The organism is Leptolyngbya sp. FACHB-8, assembly GCF_014695575.1.
GTDB lineage: Bacteria > Cyanobacteriota > Cyanobacteriia > Elainellales > Elainellaceae > Vacuolonema.
Window position 1 is genome coordinate 63,687 of record NZ_JACJOO010000084.1, and the last position, 19,873, is coordinate 83,559.

General features: G+C 52.3%; 17 protein-coding genes. 9 read left to right on the top strand and 8 right to left on the bottom strand.

Features of this window, described 5'->3' with window-relative positions; genetic code table 11:
* Positions 1 to 57: 57 nt before the first annotated feature.
* Positions 58 to 1,005, bottom strand: coding sequence for an RluA family pseudouridine synthase (locus H6F91_RS23695; RefSeq protein ID WP_190772742.1), 948 nt, complete (start codon positions 1,003 to 1,005; stop codon positions 58 to 60).
* 96 nt (positions 1,006 to 1,101) lie between these two features.
* On the opposite strand from H6F91_RS23695, the gene H6F91_RS23700 reads away from it, so the two are divergent.
* Complete coding sequence (locus H6F91_RS23700) at positions 1,102 to 1,947, top strand: DUF6671 family protein (RefSeq protein ID WP_190772741.1); 846 nt, start codon at positions 1,102 to 1,104, stop codon at positions 1,945 to 1,947.
* A 186-nt stretch (positions 1,948 to 2,133) separates the two neighbouring features.
* Here the strand turns inward: H6F91_RS23700 and H6F91_RS23705 are convergent, their stop codons facing one another.
* From H6F91_RS23705 to H6F91_RS23715, 3 genes are all read right to left on the bottom strand, one after another.
* Entirely contained in the window at positions 2,134 to 2,934 is an 801-nt protein-coding gene (locus tag H6F91_RS23705) for an ABC-2 family transporter protein (RefSeq protein ID WP_190772740.1), read from the bottom strand.
* Positions 2,935 to 2,938: 4 nt separating this feature from the next.
* On the bottom strand, positions 2,939 to 3,205 hold the full coding sequence (gene grxC, locus H6F91_RS23710; protein WP_190772739.1) for a glutaredoxin 3: 267 nt from the start codon (positions 3,203 to 3,205) through the stop codon (positions 2,939 to 2,941).
* 246 nt (positions 3,206 to 3,451) lie between these two features.
* Positions 3,452 to 3,922, bottom strand: a complete 471-nt coding sequence (locus H6F91_RS23715) for a PPC domain-containing protein (RefSeq protein ID WP_190772738.1) — start codon at positions 3,920 to 3,922, stop codon at positions 3,452 to 3,454.
* Between the two features lie 133 nt (positions 3,923 to 4,055).
* Here H6F91_RS23715 and H6F91_RS23720 point away from each other — a divergent pair, with 133 nt between their 5' ends.
* Positions 4,056 to 4,385: a hypothetical protein gene (locus H6F91_RS23720; protein WP_190772737.1), complete on the top strand. Its 330-nt coding sequence runs from the start codon at positions 4,056 to 4,058 to the stop codon at positions 4,383 to 4,385.
* Positions 4,386 to 4,480: 95 nt separating this feature from the next.
* Positions 4,481 to 4,960: a DNA starvation/stationary phase protection protein gene (locus H6F91_RS23725; protein ID WP_190772736.1), complete on the top strand. Its 480-nt coding sequence runs from the start codon at positions 4,481 to 4,483 to the stop codon at positions 4,958 to 4,960.
* Positions 4,961 to 5,142: 182 nt separating this feature from the next.
* Here the strand turns inward: H6F91_RS23725 and H6F91_RS28390 are convergent, their stop codons facing one another.
* Positions 5,143 to 5,274: a hypothetical protein gene (locus H6F91_RS28390; RefSeq protein ID WP_277874453.1), complete on the bottom strand. Its 132-nt coding sequence runs from the start codon at positions 5,272 to 5,274 to the stop codon at positions 5,143 to 5,145.
* A 22-nt stretch (positions 5,275 to 5,296) separates the two neighbouring features.
* Between H6F91_RS28390 and H6F91_RS23730 the strand changes: the two genes are divergently transcribed.
* Positions 5,297 to 7,561 (top strand): transglycosylase domain-containing protein, encoded by a 2,265-nt coding sequence (locus H6F91_RS23730; protein ID WP_190772735.1) that lies wholly within the window; start codon positions 5,297 to 5,299, stop codon positions 7,559 to 7,561.
* Positions 7,562 to 7,676: 115 nt separating this feature from the next.
* Here the strand turns inward: H6F91_RS23730 and H6F91_RS23735 are convergent, their stop codons facing one another.
* From H6F91_RS23735 to H6F91_RS23745, 3 genes are all read right to left on the bottom strand, one after another.
* On the bottom strand, positions 7,677 to 8,906 hold the full coding sequence (locus tag H6F91_RS23735; RefSeq protein WP_190772734.1) for a bifunctional oligoribonuclease/PAP phosphatase NrnA: 1,230 nt from the start codon (positions 8,904 to 8,906) through the stop codon (positions 7,677 to 7,679).
* Positions 8,907 to 9,238: 332 nt separating this feature from the next.
* Positions 9,239 to 9,736 (bottom strand): HNH endonuclease, encoded by a 498-nt coding sequence (locus H6F91_RS23740; RefSeq protein ID WP_190772733.1) that lies wholly within the window; start codon positions 9,734 to 9,736, stop codon positions 9,239 to 9,241.
* A 204-nt stretch (positions 9,737 to 9,940) separates the two neighbouring features.
* Complete coding sequence (locus H6F91_RS23745) at positions 9,941 to 11,485, bottom strand: glycosyltransferase family 39 protein (protein WP_190772732.1); 1,545 nt, start codon at positions 11,483 to 11,485, stop codon at positions 9,941 to 9,943.
* Between the two features lie 470 nt (positions 11,486 to 11,955).
* Between H6F91_RS23745 and H6F91_RS23750 the strand changes: the two genes are divergently transcribed.
* The 5 genes from H6F91_RS23750 to H6F91_RS23770 all read left to right on the top strand — a co-directional run bounded on the left by H6F91_RS23750 (position 11,956) and on the right by H6F91_RS23770 (position 19,853).
* A complete protein-coding gene (locus H6F91_RS23750; protein WP_190772731.1) occupies positions 11,956 to 13,668 on the top strand; it encodes a hypothetical protein in 1,713 nt (570 codons plus the stop codon).
* A 236-nt stretch (positions 13,669 to 13,904) separates the two neighbouring features.
* Positions 13,905 to 14,432, top strand: a complete 528-nt coding sequence (locus tag H6F91_RS23755) for a phycobiliprotein lyase (protein ID WP_190772730.1) — start codon at positions 13,905 to 13,907, stop codon at positions 14,430 to 14,432.
* A gap of 38 nt (positions 14,433 to 14,470) precedes the next feature.
* Positions 14,471 to 15,154, top strand: coding sequence for a magnesium protoporphyrin IX methyltransferase (gene bchM / locus H6F91_RS23760; protein WP_190772729.1), 684 nt, complete (start codon positions 14,471 to 14,473; stop codon positions 15,152 to 15,154).
* Between the two features lie 412 nt (positions 15,155 to 15,566).
* Entirely contained in the window at positions 15,567 to 16,280 is a 714-nt protein-coding gene (locus H6F91_RS23765) for a heme oxygenase (biliverdin-producing) (protein ID WP_190772728.1), read from the top strand.
* A gap of 183 nt (positions 16,281 to 16,463) precedes the next feature.
* Positions 16,464 to 19,853 (top strand): PAS domain S-box protein, encoded by a 3,390-nt coding sequence (locus H6F91_RS23770; RefSeq protein WP_190772727.1) that lies wholly within the window; start codon positions 16,464 to 16,466, stop codon positions 19,851 to 19,853.
* Positions 19,854 to 19,873 lie beyond the last annotated feature (20 nt).

Genomic DNA, 19,873 nt, shown 5'->3' on the forward strand with positions numbered 1-19,873 from the left:
TAATCCTATTTACATAGAAAACCCTTCTACAAAAGGGTGTATTGAGTGGCAGTCTCATTAACTCAGTACATCTGGCGGGGGGGCACAAAAGTGCAGGACGTTGCCCGTACGAGGATGTGGAACTGTGAGGCGATAAGCATGCAAGTAATAGCCACAATCTCCAGGGAAAGGAGAACGTTCAGCTTTGCCGTTTCCAAAAGAATGGCCGCTGTCATACGGCACTCCCCCAACTCCATAAAGGGGATCACCAACCAATGGATAACCTGCTGCTGCCAGATGAATACGAATTTGATGGGGTCGTCCCGTCCGAATCGTCACCTCCACCAACGTCTGGTCAGAAGCACGACGAACTATCTGAACTTCACTGTGGGCAGGCTTACCCTCAGGGCTAGCCGCATATACATAGCCCAGAATTGAATGGGGAACCTTGCCAATCGGATACGTAAGGATAGTGTGGTTATCCAGAGCACTCGCCCCAATTAACGCTCGATAGGTTTTGCGCAAGCCTGAAGACTGATCAGTTTTTAGGGTAGATTCGCGCATCTGTCGGGCCAGATAGCGACGGGCAAGGGGCGATCGCGCCAACAACATTAACCCTGAAGTTCCCCGGCCCAATCGATGCACCGGTATGGGCGGCGCATCAGGATAGCGCTGTTGCAGTTGCCAGAGCAATGTATGCTCCAGAAAGCCGCCCCCCGGCATGACAGGAAGCCCCGAGGGTTTGGCAATCACCAATAAATCCTCGTCTTCATAGAGCACATCAAAATGCAACGGCACCTCTTCCTCCTCCCAGGGAGGCCGATGATACGCGAGCCATTGCCCCGGTTGCAGCAACATTTCTGCCGTTGCAACTACCCCATTCACAAAAATTTGGCCCGCATGAATTCGCTCCGCCCATTCCTCTCGAGTGGAATGGCGGTAATGCTGCGCGTAGTAATCCAACAAAGATTGGCCTGCGCTGTCAGCATTCACTTGTTCGCGATAAATCCAACCGTTGTTTAGCAAAATTGTCCGACAGGAGAGGCTAAGACACCCGGTGTTTTGAGCAACATCTGGAGTCTTGGGGATGTAGACTCAATTTTAGAAGGTTACTTGAGCGCCATGGGAAACTGGGATTTTGCAAATCGGATGGCCGTGATCGCCACAATGCATCGCAAAGAGGAGGCGATCGCCCCTATTCTTCACCAACTCGGCATCCAAACCCGAGTCCCTCAAGCTTTTAACACCGACCAATTTGGCACCTTTACTCGCGATATCAAGCGGCCTGCGGACCAATTGCAAACCGCAAAACTCAAAATCCAACAGGCATTGGAATTGACCGGCGAAACTCTGGGCATTGCCAGCGAAGGCAGCTTTGGCCCCCACCCCTTTCTGCCCATGCTTCCCCTGAACCGTGAACTGGTGGTGCTGGTGGACCAGGAGAGTGGACTGGAACTGGTGGGAGAAGCAACCTCCACCGAAACCAACTTCAGCCACGCCAGTATTACCAACCTGGAGCAAGCCTGGGAGTTTGCCCGGAAAGTTGGCTTCCCTTCCCACGGGTTGGTGGTAATGCCTGAGCCGGAAAGCTCTGAACATATCTATAAAGGCATTACAGACGAAACAGAATTAGAGGAACTGGCGGGATGGATGCTGGCCAGGTTTGGGCAGATCCACCTTGAAACCGACATGCGGGCCATGATGAACCCGACACGAATGGGGGCGATCGCCCAGGCCACCCAGGATCTTGTCCGCAAACTCCAGCAGCACTGTCCTCAATGTGACTATCCCGGCTTTGATGTGGTGCAACGGAAACCAGGCTTACCCTGCGGTCTCTGTGGCATGCCAACCGAACTTCCTGTCACAGCAATCTACCAATGCAAACAATGCCAATTTACTCAGGCTAAACCTGATCCCACCTCTCCCGATGTGGCCGATCCCGCCCAGTGTCCCTATTGCAATCCCTAAGAAGATTTCCAAATAATGGGGATATTGTTTCTCAGAAATCTCCTAAGGATCATGCATTTAATAACCTGTAATTCTTTTTGTGGGAGTGGCGGCAGAGCCGCCACTCCCACAAAAAGAATTACAGGTTGTTTTGTTTGTGATCCTGTTGAAAAGGGTATGGCTGTGCCATACCCTTTTCAGTTTGTCCTATGCGCCCATACCGGAGTATTGCCGTAATCCCAAGCGCCATAACCAGCGATTGAGCCCGAGAAATATCAGGAACCAGAGGATTGTCATGCCAAACCCCTGGAGGACATTGACGGGCATGCCGACCAATAAGCTAGCGGGAAAATTAATCATGTAAGGAAATGGAGTCCACTGTACAACGGTACGCACCACGGGTGGAAACATTTCTAGAGGGGCAATTAACCCAGACAAGAAGAGATAAAACAACAACCAAAACTGCTCGATCGCACTGGCCCGTTCCATCCAAAAAGCCAGCATCGAGAATGTGTACTGCATCATAAAGCGCAAAGCAAAGGCCATAAGAATGGCGACCATTGCAAGGCAGAAAGAGATGGGATCAGGAATCCAAAACGCCTGCGGATAGATCAGGAAAAATAAGCCAATTAAGAAGATGGCGAAAGGTATACGAGCAAACCGCTCAGCGAAGTGCGTCGCAAAATAATGCCACCCTGGATCTAACGGTTGCAGCAGACGGAAGGAGAGCCGCCCTTCCACCACTTCTCGTTCAAAATCCCAAATAACCCAGACTACAGTAAACTGCCGTACCAGAAATACCGCTAAAAAGTAGCGAACAAAGTCGACCGGCGTCAGGCCAAATTGGCCTCCCTGAGCCGCTTCCATCCAGACTCCCATCAGAATCAGGGGAAGCGACCCCGAAAGTACCCACAGGATTAACTCAGCCCGGTACTCCACCATGTAGGCGTAGTAGACCGAAAGGAGCGTCCCAGTCTTACTCAGAATGGAGCGAACGAACGACCCCATTGGTTTAAGCAACCCCTTCCAATAGGGAATCTAGCTTACCTCGGGAGTTCAGCGCGTGGATGTCATCGCAACCACCAATGTGCTGGTCATCGATAAAAATTTGGGGAAGAGAGCGACGCCCGTGAGACCGTTCGGCCATCTTGGCGCGAGCAGTCTCATCACCGTCAATGCAGTATTCGGTGTACTCTACCCCTTTCTTATCCAATAGCGCCTTGGCGCGAATGCAGAAGGGGCACATGCTCCAGGTGTAAATTTCGACTTTGGCGGCCATTGTCAGTCCTCCCAAGCAACACATTTATATTTCTTAATTTTATCGCAATCACCCATGCTGACAGGTCAAAAGGAGAGAGCCGGGGTGAAGCCTCTACTCTCTCCTTTTGGTTCTAGTGTTTCAACTACCCTTTAGGGGGGAAATTTAATTTCTCGTACGACATCATACGAAAAATAAGCCGTTAGTCTCTCAAGTCTTACCGGAGAAAAGCTGAAGTTTCTCGCGAAAACTCTAAAATAGCCAGGATTATCGGCAGGGCTCATCGGCAGAACGCAGGCGATTTACGTTCAGCGTGAACTCACCCTGCCCCTGCCCACCAAACGGGCTCACCCGGACAATATAGTTACCGGGTTGGGTAATGCGTGCAAATAGCAAAGAATTGGTGGAGCCATCGGGACCATCATCATTCTGACCAATGGCGGTGCCATCCGGGGCAATCAGCGTCAGGATGGTGTCGAATTGATCAGATGTTAAGTCCATCACGACCTGATCCCCCTCCTCAAAGGAAACCAGATAATCTCGCGCAAACCCACCACTGCCAGTGGGAATGTCCTCTGTAGATAGGGTATCGGTAACTTGGTTGTTACTGGGCAACGGTAGCGGATTGTAGACCGGACTACGCTGAGCGTGAGCATCCACAGCAGTCAGAGCCAGGGTTAAAGCAGTTCCCAGCAGAATCAGCGGCCCTCTGACCGCTCGCACAACAGATTGGCTCATAGAAGTTTCACACCACACAAGCTTGAGATGAATTGCGTTCATTATGACTGGGCGATCGCCCATCCCTGCCAGATTATGAAATAACTTCAGAAAGCGCAACAACTCAAGCGTTTACAAGCCTCACCCTATCTCTATGGGCAGCAGTCATGCCTCCCATACTTATCTCTTGTACCGGAGCGGCCCCAACCCCAAAACCCTGATTTTGCTGTCGCACGGCAACGAGACATCAGGATTCTGGGGTTTGGTGCTAGATATGAATATACCCACAGAGAATAATGTTGCAAAACGTACTCGTTATGAGTATGATTTAGAAGAAGGGGTGAGTGACAGCTATCGAGCAAAACTTCCTCTTCAGAATGCTCAGGACCTCAGCCGTTGCCAGAGAGGCTACCGGGCACAACAACTCAAACTTAATGCCAGGCAACGGTATAGAGCCGAAATTTCATTTTTTCTTGCGTTTTGAGAGTAGAGCGGGTGATAGACAAATCATCCCAGACGATGGATTTAGACCATTGCAACCTGCATCCACACAATGTGCAAACTAAGGAGCACGTAACTATGACAACGACATTAGATCTCAAGCAAGCAGAATTGGTCAAAGCGTTGAATCGTCAGCAAGCCAATACCCTGGTTGCCTACCTTAACTACAAAAAATACCACTGGCTCACCTTTGGTCCCTTTTTCCGAGATTTGCACCTGCTGTTCGAAGAGCACGGCACCGAAGTTTTCGCCATGCTGGATGAACTGGCCGAGCGCAGCTTGATGATTGATGGTTCCCCTGTGGCTGACCCTACGGATTACCTCACGACCGCTACCGTTACCCCTTCCAGCGGCAAGCTGTCTGTGAAGCAGATGGTGGAGGAGGCGATCGCCACTCACGAACACATCATTGACGAAATGCACAAAGACGCAGACGCCGCTGCCACCGCAGGCGACATTGGAACGGCTGACCTCTACACCCGTCTCGTACAGGTTCACCAGAAGCACCGCTGGTTCCTGAAGGAAATTGTGAAGAAAGGGGACGGTTTGCTGGCATAGAGGAGCCTGGGACAAATAGCTTCCCCCAAATGGGGGACATGAACAATCACCTAGTTGGCTCCTCTGGTTGAACGAGGTACCCCCAGGGGGTGCCTTCGTATATTGAATATGGAAGTTGACTCCTGATTAGCCTGATTAAGGCAACTAGTAGGAGCGAGGGGGGCTCGCTCCTACTTTTGTTTTTAAAGAGACCTCAATCCAATATGGGGAACAAGTCGTAGGGCAAACAAATCGATTAGGATATGGAGAATGCGATCGCCCCGACTTTTTCCGAAATTGCGATCGTCCCGACTGTATCCAGTGTGAGCCATCATCCTGTCCCATCCCTACCTAAGCATGGCTGCTCCACAGACCCCAACTCCCCCTCCCAAGCCTTCTAAAACCCTTCTGGGTAGCCTAACCCAAGCGGTGCAATCCGCGCGGGTCAATTTTTCTCGACTGAAAGTCAAGCCCAATGCCCGTGTTCCCGAACTGTGGGTGGAAGAAACAGAAACCGGGAATAAACAGGTTTATCCGTTGTTAGGCGATCGCTACTTGTTGGGACGGAGTTCTCGCTCCTGCGACATTGTGGTCCGCAACCCCGTGGTCAGCCAGGTGCATCTATCTCTTTCACGGGACAGCCGGAAGCCGGGGTCGCCGTTTATGCTGCGAGATGAAAATTCTACCAATGGCATCTACCGGGGTAAGCGTCGACTCACCAAACTGCCTCTCCGCCACGGCGATGTGCTGAACCTGGGGCCAGCAGATTTGGCCGATTCAGTACGAATTCAATACGTTGACCCGCCGCCCTGGTATGTTCGTACGGCTCAGTATGGCTTGTACGGTTTTACAGGGATGACCGCTCTGACCGCCATGTGGATTGGGATGGAGTGGACTAAGTTCTCAGTACGGCCATTACCCGAGTCGGTTCAGGGGCCGGTCATCGTCTATGCCCGAGATAGTGAGACGGTGCTCAATCCTCAACGCAATCGCTCTCACCAGGAGGCACAGAGCCTATCCAATTATTCAGCTTACCTCCCCAAAGCCGTTATCGCGTCAGAGGATGTCCGTTATTACTGGCACCTTGGAGTTGACCCGCTGGGTATCCTGCGAGCCATGGTCACCAACATTCGGGGTGGTCGCCTATTGGAAGGCGGCAGCACCCTATCTCAGCAGCTTGCGCGTAATATCTACCGCGATTATGTAGGAACTGAGGACTCGGCTGGGCGCAAATTGCGGGAGGCGGTGGTCGCGCTGAAACTGGAAACGTTCTACAGCAAAGATTTTCTGCTGCTGACGTACCTTAACCGGGTATATATGGGGTACGGCAACTATGGGTTTGAAGATGCGGCTCGCTTTTACTTTGGCAAGTCTGCCAAGGACCTGAACCTGTCAGAAGCCGCGACTCTGGCCGGAATTCTGCCCGCACCCAACAACTTCAACCCCATTCAGGACTATGACACAGCGGTAGAGTATCGCGATCGCGTCCTTAACCGCATGGTGGCCCAGGGCATGGTGAGCGAAGAGGAAGCCGATCGCGCACGGCGATCGCGCATTGACGTAAACCCTGCCGCTATCGAAGAACTCCGCAGTAACATCGCCCCCTATTTTTACGGTCAGGTTTTTACCGAACTGGAAACCCTTCTGGGGAGCCAACTGGCTCAGGAAGGTAACTTTGTGGTGGAAAGCACCCTCAATCAAAACTTTCAGAGTGTCGCTGAAACCAGCCTCCGTAACTCCATAGAGACAACGGGTTACGCTTCGGGATTTTCCCAGGGGGCGCTTGTAACCGTTGATTCCGCCACAGGAGAGGTGCTGGCTCTGGTGGGGGGAAAAGATTTTTTGGAAAGCCAATTTAATCGCGCCAGTCAGGCCATTCGCCAGCCAGGATCGACTTTCAAGCTGTTTGATTATGCTGCTGCATTGGAGCAGGGTGTCTCGCCGTACACCGAGTTCTCCTGTGAAGGCATGTCCTGGGAAGGCCAGGAGTTTCGCGGGTGCGAACGTACAGGCGGTAGCGCCAACATGTTCACCGGGATGGCGTTATCCGAGAACGTTATTGCGGTACGGGTTGCCCGTGAAGCTGGCTTAAATAATGTGATTGGCTTAGCCAAACGCATGGGCATCACTACAGAGCTACAGGCTAACCCAGGATTAGCCTTGGGGCAAAGTGAAGTGACGCTGCTGGATATAACGGGAGCTTATGCAGCCGTTGACAACGAAGGAGTTCTGAATCGGCCCCACACCATTCGCCGCATTTTTGACAGCAGTGATTGCGAAAACCCTGAGGTTTACACAACCTGCCGTATCATCTATGACGCGGCTCAGCAGGGCATTCCAGCAAAGCAGGTGCTAGACTCCGGCATTGCTGCCACTCTGACAGACCTTCTCCAGTCTGTCATCAGCAGCGGCACTGGTCGGGCGGCCGCTTTAGGCTTAGGCGAAGCTGGCAAAACAGGTACCAACAACGACTACCGCGATCTCTGGTTCGTAGGCTTCGTTCCGAGTCAAAACATTACAACGGGCATATGGTTTGGCAACGATGACAACTCGCCGACCAGTGGCCGTAGTAGTGACGCGGCTGCACTGTGGGGCGAATATATGGGTCGCATTTTGCAATAAACCAAGAATGTGGTGAAAGGGGGCACTTCGTGCCCCCTTTCACCACATCCTATCCACACATTGACCAAAAATGCCACCCCATAAAACGGGGTGGCATTAACTTTAGGCTTGTTAATTAGGTCGTGCGAATCACACCATTTTCAGGGTTGACCAGACGTAGGAGTTTTTGTTTGATTTGGGCATCAAACACTTCCCATTTAATGCGGGCATAGTCTGAATTGTCGTTGAAGCCTGACAGGAAGCCCATGGGAATTTCGAATCCGCCGGCCATGGAGCGACCGCCGCCGAAGAACCGCCCCTGAGGATCCTGGCCGAAGGCTTCTTTGAGAAACTCATCGGGATCCAGGGTGAGTTTGTTGGTGCGGAGAGAGCCAATCACCACTTCCAGTTCCTCATCCTCGTCGTGGACGATGCCGTAAACCAGAGCCGTGTGAACGTTCTCTTCCGTAACTAGGAAATCAGCCGCTTGAGGGATCGCGTCGCGGTCATCGTAGCGCAGGTAGCCAACGCCAGCGATGGAAAAGTTGTTCTCCATTATGCGGTTGCGGAGCGATCGCTCAATCACATCCATCACCCGCTTCGAGCGAGAGGATTGCAGCACCGCACTCAACAGTTGACTGTCATAGAAGCGACTCAGATAAGCAGCTGCCATGAAGTCTTCTTCCTGAGCCTGCATCAGGCGGTTCGTATCACTGCGAAGACCATGCATCAGAGCCGTAGCACATTTAATGTGCTGGCTGTTGCTGGTATCGAGTTGCAACAAACCACCCTGCAAGTATTGAGTTAGGATCGTCGCTGTTGAACGGGCACTGGTACGGATATCGGTGAACTCGGCGTTCAGTTCAATTTGGGAACTGTGGTGATCAATGACCGCTGCTACAGGGATTTTGGCCTGTTGCACCATGGGCCACAATTGAGTCGTGGTGCCCTGGTTGTCAATGAACACACAGCCGTTGTAGGCTGTCCAGTCTTTCTCCTTACAGAGCTGAGCTGTCCAACGTTGAACAGGCAAATTAGTCAGCTTGACCAGAGCAATATTCTCCTGATGGCTGAGAGTACCCGCATAAACGACATCGCAGCGAATCTCATATTGTTCAGCAATGAGCTTGTAAGCCCAGCCACAGGAGAGAGCATCAGGATCGGGAAAATCTTGTAGCAATACCAGTTGGCGATCGCCCCGATGCGCCTTCAACATCCGGTCGAGGGCTTCAACTCGCTGCTCAGAGAGCCGCCGCCCTTGCATCGAGGCGTTAGGCCACTCTGGTTTGAAAGAACTACCGTTTCTGGGGCGTTCAGAGGAAAGGGCTATTTCCGCTTCCGGATCAGCCAGGAGAGGGTCTGTCATCACAAAATTATATTGTTGGGAGGTTTTTAAGGACGTGAAGGTGATAAGGAAGCGTCGGGGCTACTGGGAGCGAACTCCCACGGTTGCAGTAGCACCCAAGTCAACGATCAAGACAAAGTCGTTACATCTATGATCTTCTCAAAAAATCCTGGTTCAGGCACCCCATCGTAGGTTCCAATTTCCACACCACACGATGAAGCCATTATGAAGATTGTAACTAATCTTGACGAGTACCGGAGGTAAGACAAAGGAGGTAGGGAAAGCTCCTCCTCTAGCCGCCCATGGAGCATAGGCCAGCAAAAACAAACCCCCAGTCAAAATCAACCGGGGGTTTAGATGCCAATCACATATTTTTGCCATTCTTGGTGAAGCCCACTTTTAATGTGCTTAGTCACTTCAAAGTAGAGGCCGCTGTGAGGACGGTGGGGTGGACGACGAAGGTGCATATTGGCTTCTTTCGGAGTACGGTTACCTTTTTTAACATTACAGCGAACACAGGCAGTGACAATATTTTCCCAGGAATCTTCGCCCCCTCGCGATCGCGGCAGCACATGATCGAGCGTGAGGTCTTCGCCGGTATATCCGCAGTACTGACACGAATGTGAGTCCCGATGGAGGAGGTTGCGGCGGGTGAGGGGAATCTCCTTGTAGGGAACCCGGACATAATGTCGTAAGCGGATCACGGAAGGCAGGGGCAAGGCATCGTAGACCATTTTTCCGTTATGTTCGACCTGTTCAGCCTTTCCCTTAATGAGCAGTACCACTGCTCGCCGCCAGCTCGTGATGTTGAGGGGTTCGTAGGAGGCATTCAACACCAGAACTTTGCCCATTAACGTTGCCTATCGTTGGTTAATGATAAGAATCTTGTCAAGAATGGTAACACAACTCCTCAGAAAGCCGGGGAAGGGGCCGTTATTAAGGCATTTCTGCAACAATTTGCAATTATTTGTCGAGCCCAGTTGGGCAACTTAAAACCGCTAAATGTAGAGGTTACGAAGTATTCCGTATTTCGTAGCCTCTATATTTGGCGGTTTCTAAGGTTGAATTTGCCAGAGTCGTACTTCTGCCGCCGGAGTTAAGGGGTATAGCAACAGTAAGGTGTACCCCTGGCGTGTCAGGGCCGCCTGAGTTTCGGAAGAACCATTTAATAAGTAAAAGGTATGGCTGTTTGAACTTATATCAATCGCTTCAGGAGAGGGGATTGCCTGAAGCATCAGGTTGGGGCGCAACCAGTAGCTTAGGGCCAGCAAATCAGAAACCTTGCTCTCTGTCAGGACTAGTGGATTTGTGGCTTGATTCAGTATTGCGGAGACCGGTTGGTAGTAAGTACTGCGAGGACGACTTTTGTTCCACCAGAGGTTTTTTTGAGAGGTGACAGCACAACTGGCAATTTGACTGACGAGAAGAACAACGAGCAACCCCTGCCCCCATTGCTGCCAGGTTGTTTTAGCCGGGATAGACCGAGAAAAACTATAGGCCAGAGCAATCTGCAAGCTGAGAGCAGTAGGGAATAAGTAGCGGACTCGCAGCGATCGCTCCCCTCCCACTACCAGATCCGGCAGTGCCAATCCCAAAAATGACACGCCACCCACCAGTACCAGCAACAACCAGGCCCGTCGGGGAGCATAGCGAATCAGGATAACGGTAGCGACGATCGCACCCACCACCAGCACAACATTCCACCCTGCCAGTTCCCAATCAATCAACATCTGATTTAGCACTCGAAACCAGCCATCCACCAGTTTGCTGAAGGGCGTGGCTTCGCTGAGAGAAGCGGTCTTGCGCTGTACTGTTGCGAGGTTAGCGGCTAGGAGAAATAGCCAGGGCGTGAAGGCGGCGATCGCTCCCGCCGTCACTACACTGAAGCGGCGCACGGTTTGGGTCAGGCGACCTTCCATTAAAAGGATGTAGAGAGTGTGGGCGATCGCCACCAACCCAAACAACAATTGGGTATATAGTCCCAAAGCAATCGTCATGCCATAAACGATCCAGCTATGCCAGCGCTGCGTTCGCATACCCCAGAGCAGGCTGGCACACGACAATAGCGTCATCAACGCCAACAAACTGTAGGGGCGAGCTTCCTGGGCATAGAGCACGTGTAGGGGAGACACCGCCACTAACCCTATTGCTAACCATCCGGGCAGGCTAGTTTGAAACAGCTCCCAGCACAACCAGAACAGAGCAGGAAAGGTCAACAGACTCAAAACCGCTGCCAGACTACGCCAAACGACGATGGTTGACCCAAACCGCTCAACCCACCACCGCGATAGCAAAAAGTAGAGGGGAGTATGCTCTGCTGAACCACGTAGAGAATTCCAGGTGTCGTCCCAGCCACGCTCAGGGCTGAGTTGTTGGAAGGATTGGAGATCGGCAACAGTGAAAGGTTTCCCAGTAAGCAGGGTGTCTTCGACCAGGGCAGTCGTGTAGCCAAGCGATCGCAAGGTTGTATTCACCTCGTCAATCCAATACACCTTGTAGCCCAGATGATAAAACCGAAAGAAAATGCCGAGCACCAGCAGCACCCCGCAGATCCCCAGCCAGATGCGACGGGTCGTAATGGGATGAGGACGAGCAGGCATCGGGAAAGAACTCCAGGAATTATCCAGGTATTGTATGACTAATCGCAAATCCGGTTGAGCAGCATTATGCGCCGCACCCCTGCACATGATGCTGCTTTAACCGGAGATCACATAACCCAGCAATTCTCATTTTGAAATCAGGCCCGAAAACCGCGCGCCTTCGGCGCGCGGTTTTCGGGCCTCAAAGCCAAGAGTTTACGCCCTACGGGCGTGAACTCTTGGCTTTGAGGCCCATACTGAGAAATGCTGCACATAACCTGGGAGTGTGGATGCAGGAAGCCTATCTCCTTTAATCAGCTACACACCCGCTTTCGATACAACCAGGATGTGCCGCTGCGGCATGGCGGCACATCCTGGTTGCACTCCAGGATCGGCATGTAGCTCAATGAGGATGGTATAGAATCTTCGAGGTTATCGGGCGGACATCGTGTCCGTTGCAATCCGGTTCACCGTTTCCTGGGCGCTTTCTAATGCTGGCAAAACAACTGCACTCCTGGCTGATTCCAACGACGGACGTTCCCACCGTTGCTCAGCGGCGGCTGTGGTTTTGGGTGAGTATGGCGATCGCGATCGCCCACCTCATCCCCGTCCTCTACGAAGCCTTCAGCAGCCCATACATCGTGCAGGATGACGCTCGCCAGCACGTTTTCTGGATGTGGCGGTTCATTGATCCGACCCTGTTCCCGAATGATTTGATTGCCGACTATTTTCAATCCGTTGCCCCCTGGGCGTATACGCTGCTTTACCGGGGGTTGATGAGCCTGGGGCTAACACCGCTGCTGCTGAGCAAACTCATTCCTCCCGTGCTGGCACTGATAACAACAGGCCTGGCCTATCGCCTCAGTTTGCTGCTGTTGCCCGTTCCCTTCGTAGGAGCGTTGGCCGCGCTTCTAACCAATCAACTCATCTGGTCGCATGACGATTTGGCTTCTGCTAGCCCTCGTGCTTTCATGCTGCCAATTTTTCTGGCCTTTCTGCAGGCGCTCCTGCAACGGCAGATTGGTTGGAGCCTTATATTAATGGTGCTGCAGGGTCTGTTTTATCCACAATATGTCTTTGTATTCTCGGGGCTGCTCGTGCTGCAACTGGTGCAATGGCAGCATGGCAGATTGAGCTGGGCTCCGGAACGAAGGACATGGATATTAAGCCTATCAGGGTTGGTAGCGGCTTTTTTGGTACTCCTTCCCTTTGTCCTCAGCACCTCAGAATACGGCCCCGTCATCACTCGCCAGGAAGCTTTACAACTGCCAGAGTTCTACCCGGGTGGCCGCAGCGTCTTTTTTAACAACGAACCCTTTGCCTTTTGGATCAACGGGATGCGGAGTGGTCTCTTGCCGACTTTTAAGCCACCCATCATGGGATTTGGGTTGCTGTTACCCCTGCTGCTACGTTATCCCCAACGGTTTCCGCTGGTACGGCGGCTGCAAAACCTTAACGTGTTCGTACAGCTACCTGCAGTGGCGATCGCCCTCTTCCTGGCAGCGCATCTGCTCCTTTTCCGACTCCACCTGCCCAGCCGTTACAGTGCCTATACCCTGCGCTTTACTCTCATCCTGGCAGCCGCCTGTAGCCTGGGAATCCTACTAGATGCGGCATTGAGAGCATTACAGGGCCGCCAGAGTTTATGGCGTTGGGGGGCCATCACTCTAGTCAGCCTGCTCGTCCTCGCCTACCCTTTCTACCTTTCTCCCGTCCCCAACACGAATTACACCGAAGGGCGGCTACCCAAAATCTACGGCTTTCTGGCCGAGCAGCCCAAGGATAGCCGCATCGCTTCTCTATCACGGGACGCCGACACCATTCCCACCTTCAGCCATCGCTCCGTCGTCGTCTCACGCGAGTTCACGATCCCGTACCATGTCGGCTACAGCAACCAGATCCGCCAGAGGGCGATCGACCTGATGGAGGCTCAATACTCCCGTCTCCCGATTGCCTTAGGGGAAGTGATCCGAACCTATAACATTGATTACTGGCTGGTTGACGATAACGCATTCAAGCCATCGGCTCTGAAAAAGAGCTGGGTTCGTCAGTATCCAGAAGCCCTGCAATCGGCACTGGCCCAACTCTCGATTGGCCAGCCCTATCTAGCTCAAGTGGCGGATCAGTGTGAGGTATTGGAGGAGCGCGATCGCCATCTCCTGGACGCCCAATGCATTCTCCGCACTATTAAGAAGCCCTATTAAACCTCAGTTCAGCAAAAGCTGCAGTGCCCATTGTGGTCTGTACTTCACGTAGACCACAATGGGCGTTTTCGAGTACCGCACGTTATGCAGCACTCGATTATTCAGATCAAGTGCTGCTGGGGTCAACACCCCTTTTGCCAACAAAACAGGCATCACAGGTGAATCGGTTGTTACGGTACCGTAAAATCTGTTAATAGCTGTTCAAAGTCAGACTTGCGGTTCCTCCAACCACCCAAATGAACGTTACTGAATTCTTCCAACAGAGTACCGGGAAATGGTTTTCCCAGCGGACTCACCATCACTCTACCGCCCAGACCCCTGAGAGCGGCAAATCCGACATTTACATCGAATGGCTTGAGAACGATGCACCAACCGTGGTGCAACTATGCCAGCAGCAGCAGGTGAACCCCGCAACGGCCCTTGGCGGCATGCAAATTCGCTGGGAAGGATTTGTGGCTCACTCTCCTGACAAACAGCGAGGCTCGACGGTGGTTGTGGCGATCGCCGATGACACCAATCCCACTCAAGGGCGTATCCTGCAATCCAACCCCGACAAAACCGGAAGCCCCGTTCTCGCAGGCCATTACACCATGGGTGAGGATGAAGCCCTGACCCTGGTTACCGACATTGACTCCGTCTCCGCTGAGGAGCGTATCTGGTTTGCAGGCCCCAATCTACGCCTGCGGACTCGCGTTCTCAAGACCCCAGAAGGCGTCACCACAGCCGCTTTTTACTCTGAGATTCGCATGGGCGGGGCTCAGTAAAGTTTTTAACGCCAATTCCATCACATCCCAATTTTCCTATGACAGCCCTGGACGATAAAACCGTTGTTCGAGATTATTTCAACGCCACTGGGTTCGACCGCTGGCGGCGCATCTATGGCGATGGCGAAGTTAACAAAGTGCAACTCGACATCCGCAAAGGTCATCAGGTCACAGTAGACACCGTGCTGGAGTGGCTGAAGGCTGATGGCAATCTCTCCGAGATCACCGTTTGTGACGCTGGATGCGGTGTGGGCAGCCTAAGCATTCCTCTCGCTCAAGAAGGCGCTAAGGTGTTTGCCAGCGATATTTCCGAGAAGATGGTGAGTGAGGGACGGGAACGGGCGATCGCCACCCTCGGCCAAGCCGACAACCCCACATTCGCGGTTCAAGACCTGGAAGGGCTGAGTGGCAAGTATCACACCGTGGTTTGTCTGGATGTGCTGATTCACTATCCCCAAGACGAAGCCAACCGCATGATCAATCACCTCAGTTCCTTGGCGGAATCCCGTCTACTGCTGAGCTTTGCCCCCAAAACTCCGGCCTATAGTCTGCTCAAGAAGATTGGTGAGTTTTTTCCCGGCCCCAGCAAAACCACTCGCGCTTACCTGCACAAAGAAGCCGACATTGTTAAGGTTCTTGAAGCTGGCGGCTGGAAGATTCAGCGCAACACCATGACGAAGACCCGGTTCTATTTTTCCCGATTGCTAGAAGCTGTTAAGTAGAGAGAAATAAGGTCGTCAGCAGAGGGCAGACGGAACGGCAGGATCAGGTAGAAGAAGGAAGGTAGATGACTCAAGGAAAAGCAGCCATGCGTTTCATTAGAGTTCTCCAGGTTAGGCGTTGAGCATTCAGCAGAAAGCTGGCTTCCGCCCCTTCCTCTCCTCCGACCTCTGCCCTTTCGTTCCCCTATCCTCTCGTCCCTTCTGTATCCTGTTCTCTACCTTTTGTCTGGCGCTTCACATGGCTTCATCAGCTTTTGTGAATACCTCCCACGGCGTAACGATTTTTAATAGAAACTCTCATCAAATGGGTCTACTGTAGCAATTTAGGATACATACGCGGTTTTCGTTGGCACCCCCAGTGAACTCCTTTCCCAGTAGACGCATTTAGTTGGACATTTAGCAGGACTTTAGAATGAGCAGCAATTTATCAACAGCACTCCGCGAGGGAACCAAAAAAGCCCATACCATGGCGGAGAACACCGGATTTATCGCGTGTTTTTTGAAAGGGACCGTTGAGCCGACGTCCTACCGCAAGCTGGTTGCTAACCTCTACTTTGTGTACTCTGCGATGGAGGAGGAAATGCAGAAACACCAGAATCACCCCATTCTGGGTAACCTGTACTTCCCTGAACTAAACCGCAAAGCCAGCCTCGAAGAAGATTTGGCCTACTATTTCGGTTCCAACTGGCGCGATCAAGTAGCTCCTTCGGATGCTGCAAAAGACTACGTCGCCCGGATTCATGAAGTGGGTGAGAAGTCGCCTGAGCTGATGATTGCTCATCTCTACACCCGTTATATGGGTGACCTCTCCGGTGGGCAAATCCTCAAGAAGATTGCTCAGAATGCCATGAACCTGACCGAGGGTGGCACTCGCTTCTATGAGTTTGAGAACATTTCTGACGAGAAAGCCTTCAAGAAAATGTACCGCGAGCGGCTCGATGGCGTAGATGTTGATGCAGCTACCGTCGATCGCATTGTTGAAGAAGCTAACGATGCCTTTGGTCGGAACATGATCATGTTCAAGGAACTGGAAGGTAATCTGATCAAGGCAATCGGCGTTCAACTCTTCAACTTGTTGACCCGCCGTGCCCGTCGGGGTAGCACTGAATTAGCAACAGCCGAATAGTTTTTCTGGTTCTAATTCGTTAATATCAAAACCTCAATGCTCTCCGGAGCGTTGAGGTTTTTGATTGTAAATATAAGCTTGCATAGAATTTTATTGAAAATTTCGTTGAAAAAGTCAATTTGAGATAAGGATGAGGAACTCTAAAGCTATCACCTTATTAGGGATGCATAGTATCAGGTAAGCATGCAGGAGAGGCCGTCTCAACTATCAAGCGATCGCTCATTTTTGGCTCTTTTTCAGACAGCCTTTGATCCTATGCTGCTGGTTGACCAGGAAGGGCACTGCATTGCAGCCAATCCCGCCGCCTACGCGTTATTTGGCTGGCCCTCTGACGATTCACGACCGCACAATCTAGAAACGTTGTTTGTGGAGAGTCCCCTGCTCTGGCAGGTAGGAACGCCTCAGGAGCTTCCCCAATCCGGACGAGGGCAGATTCGATGCGTGGATGGTCGCTGTCAGTGGGTAATGTATCGAGTGAGTGCGGTTGACCCCTCAGACCCACTGCAACACTATCTAATTATTTTGCGTGAAACGTCGATTGCGGTTGAGCCTCAACCACTACCTCAGCCCTCCCTGCAGCCATCTGCTACAACAACCAGGCCCCCCACAACACCTCCTGACACCGATTGGTGGTTTCGCTCAGCCTTTGAGCAATCCATTCAATTGGCTAGTCTCTTGAGTCCGGATGGCCGCTTGCTGGTTGACAACCAGACGGCGTTAGATTTTTGCCAACTGACACCGCAAGAGTTCATAGGACGACCCTTTGTGGAACTGGATTGTTGGCAACTTTCTTCCGAAATTCAGAATCGCTTGCTGGCGGCGATCGCCACAGCAGCGAGCGGAGAGCCTGTGCGCTACGAGACGAATATCCTGGCTCCTGACCGTTCCGTTATCACCATTGATTTTTCGTTAAAACCCATTCGTAATCCGGCGGGACAAATCGAGTTTTTGCTGGCTGAAGGCTTAAACATTACCTCGCAAAAGCAGATCGAAGAGGCTTTGCGACAGAGTGAAACGCTGTTCTCCGTAGCCTTCCACGCGAATCCCGAGCCGATGACTATCTCGACATTGGAGGGCGATCGCCTATTTGAGGTCAATGAGCAGTTTTGTCAGATTACCGGCTACCAGCGTGACGACGTGATTGGACGGCGCATTCCTGAGCTGAATCTTTGGCAGACGGCTGAGGCCCGTACACAAATGTTAGAGGCCCTTCAGGAGTCAGGCCGTCTGAGTAACTACGAGGCGACCTTGCGCATGCAATCGGGCGAGTTACGGGTCGGGCTACTTTCCGCTCACATTGTTGAGGTTAACCAGCAACTGTGTATTCTGAGCACCATTAAAGACATTACTGAGCGCAAACAAGCTGAGGCTGCTTTGCACGATGCTGAAGCGCATTTGGAGGATATCCTCAATAATTCTGCGGCTTATATCACCCGCATCTGGTTGTATGCCGATCGCACCTGGGAATACGACTACGTTTCGGCCACCTGTGAGCGATTGTATGGGTATACCGCTGCTGAGATCCAAGCCGATCAAAACCTGTGGCGATCGCGGATTTTTCTGGAGGATATGGAGCAGGTTCTGGTCCCCAACACGGAGCGCATTCTGGCGGGCAGTACGGAAGTTACGATGGAGTACCGCTTTCGCCACCGCGATGGCTCCATCCGATGGATTTCAGAAAATTCTGTTGTGCGATACGACGAGCACCGCCAGGGCTGGTTGTTGACCATCGTGGCCATCGATATCACAGAGCGCAAACAAGTTGAGGCGCTGGTGAAACAGCAGCAAGAACGCGAACGCTTGCTAACCGCTACAGTCCAACAAATCCGAAAATCCCTGAATCTACAGGATGTCCTGACCACGGCGGCTCAGGAAGTACAGCAACTGCTGGAAGCCGATCGCACGCTGATCTACCGCTTTAACCCTGACTGGAGCGGGAAAATTGTCGTGGAATCTGTTCAGGAACCTTGGCAGTCTGTTCTCGGAACCACAGTTTATGACCCCTGCTTTCGGGCGGAGTTAGTCGAGCCCTACCGTCAGGGACGAATCCATGCCGTCTCAGACTTGCTGCAGGAGCAGTTATCCCCCTGTCATCAAGGATTACTGGCCCCATTCCAGATTCGAGCCCACCTGGTCATACCCATTCTCTGCGGTGATCGCCTCTGGGGTCTCTTCTGCATTCACCAATGTTCTGACGCTCGCACCTGGCTACCCTTTGAGGTGGAGCTTTTGCAGCAACTCTGTGAGCGGTTGGCGATCGCCATCCAACAGTCTGAGCTCTACCAGCAGGTTCAGCACTTGAACGCAGAGCTAGAACACCAGGTGCACGAGCGGACCCTCGCCCTGGAGCAGTCTCTACGCTTTGAAGCCCTGCTACGTCAGTTAACCACCCAGATGCGCGACAACCTTGATGAACAACACATCCTCCAAACAGCCGTGGATGGTTTGGGGCGTGAGTTGGGAGTACTGTGCTGTGATGTAGGAATGTATGACCCTGAGCACTCTACAGTCACGATTAAGTGGGAATATAATCCGGGTCTCGAAGCTCTGCAAAATGCTCAGTTTTCAATTGCTGAGTCTGGTGATCCTGATATTTATTACCGCCATTTACTCAACCGCGAAAGCGTGCAGGTTTGTCCCCTCAACTACACCTCGGTGCGTCCGGGTATGAATGCCTGCACAACGCTAATCTGCCCCATCATGGATGATCAGGGAGTATTAGGGGATATGTGGCTGGTGAGACCGGCTGACCAATACTTTGAGGAAGTTGAGCTCCAACTGGTACAGCAGGTAGCAAGCCAGTGTGCGATCGCCCTGCGCCAGGCTCATCTCTATCACCTGGCCCAAACTCAAGTCGGGGAGCTAGAACGTCTCAATCAGTTAAAGGACGACTTTTTGAGCACCGTCTCCCATGAGTTGCGAACTCCCATGGCGAATATCAAAATGGCGACGGAGATGGTGGAGTTGCGGCTGATTCAGCGCAATATTTTAGGAGATGGTAACGATCCAGCGCTAGAACGCTACTTCCATATCCTCAAAGATGCCTGCAACCGTGAGATTCGACTCATTGATGATCTGCTTGACTTGACCCGCTTAAATTCCGACATTGAACCCATCATTCCCTTCCAGATTCATCTGCGTCCGTGGGTTTTCCACATTGCCGAGGCGTTTCGCGATCGCATCCTTCGTAAAGAGCAAATCCTCCAGATCGACATCAACGATGATCTGGTGCTTGAAACCGACCTGGCTTACCTGGAACGGATTGTGATGGAACTGCTCAATAATGCCTGTAAGTATACGCCCACCGGGGAAGGCATCTTTATCTCAGGACGGCTAGTGGACCAGCAGCTCCAGCTCGTGTTTGCCAACTCGGGGGTGGATTTGCCCCCGGAGGAGTGCGATCGCATTTTCGGCCAGTTCTATCGCATTCCCAGCAGCGATCCCTGGCAGCATGAAGGCACAGGGCTAGGGCTGGCCCTGGTGCGCAAGCTCACAGAAAAGCTAGGCGGCTCCATTCGTGCTGAAAGCAGCCAGCAGCATCTGCGAATTATCCTGACCTTCCCCTATCCTTAGATCATTAGTTCGGACAGTTT

What these genes read in the sequence shown, in the direction of transcription:
- grxC (WP_190772739.1), bottom strand. Translation starts at nt 3,205, where the DNA reads ATGGCCGCCAAAGTCGAAATTTACACCTGGAGCATGTGCCCCTTCTGC.
- H6F91_RS23765 (WP_190772728.1), top strand. Translation starts at nt 15,567, where the DNA reads ATGAGCAGCAATTTATCAACAGCACTCCGCGAGGGAACCAAAAAAGCC.
- H6F91_RS23755 (WP_190772730.1), top strand. Translation starts at nt 13,905, where the DNA reads ATGAACGTTACTGAATTCTTCCAACAGAGTACCGGGAAATGGTTTTCC.
- H6F91_RS23750 (WP_190772731.1), top strand. Translation starts at nt 11,956, where the DNA reads ATGCTGGCAAAACAACTGCACTCCTGGCTGATTCCAACGACGGACGTT.
- H6F91_RS23715 (WP_190772738.1), bottom strand. Translation starts at nt 3,922, where the DNA reads ATGAGCCAATCTGTTGTGCGAGCGGTCAGAGGGCCGCTGATTCTGCTG.
- H6F91_RS23700 (WP_190772741.1), top strand. Translation starts at nt 1,102, where the DNA reads ATGGGAAACTGGGATTTTGCAAATCGGATGGCCGTGATCGCCACAATG.
- H6F91_RS23730 (WP_190772735.1), top strand. Translation starts at nt 5,297, where the DNA reads ATGGCTGCTCCACAGACCCCAACTCCCCCTCCCAAGCCTTCTAAAACC.
- H6F91_RS23735 (WP_190772734.1), bottom strand. Translation starts at nt 8,906, where the DNA reads ATGACAGACCCTCTCCTGGCTGATCCGGAAGCGGAAATAGCCCTTTCC.
- H6F91_RS23745 (WP_190772732.1), bottom strand. Translation starts at nt 11,485, where the DNA reads ATGCCTGCTCGTCCTCATCCCATTACGACCCGTCGCATCTGGCTGGGG.
- H6F91_RS28390 (WP_277874453.1), bottom strand. Translation starts at nt 5,274, where the DNA reads ATGATGGCTCACACTGGATACAGTCGGGACGATCGCAATTTCGGAAAA.
- H6F91_RS23740 (WP_190772733.1), bottom strand. Translation starts at nt 9,736, where the DNA reads ATGGGCAAAGTTCTGGTGTTGAATGCCTCCTACGAACCCCTCAACATC.
- bchM (WP_190772729.1), top strand. Translation starts at nt 14,471, where the DNA reads ATGACAGCCCTGGACGATAAAACCGTTGTTCGAGATTATTTCAACGCC.
- H6F91_RS23725 (WP_190772736.1), top strand. Translation starts at nt 4,481, where the DNA reads ATGACAACGACATTAGATCTCAAGCAAGCAGAATTGGTCAAAGCGTTG.
- H6F91_RS23705 (WP_190772740.1), bottom strand. Translation starts at nt 2,934, where the DNA reads ATGGGGTCGTTCGTTCGCTCCATTCTGAGTAAGACTGGGACGCTCCTT.
- H6F91_RS23770 (WP_190772727.1), top strand. Translation starts at nt 16,464, where the DNA reads ATGCAGGAGAGGCCGTCTCAACTATCAAGCGATCGCTCATTTTTGGCT.
- H6F91_RS23720 (WP_190772737.1), top strand. Translation starts at nt 4,056, where the DNA reads ATGGGCAGCAGTCATGCCTCCCATACTTATCTCTTGTACCGGAGCGGC.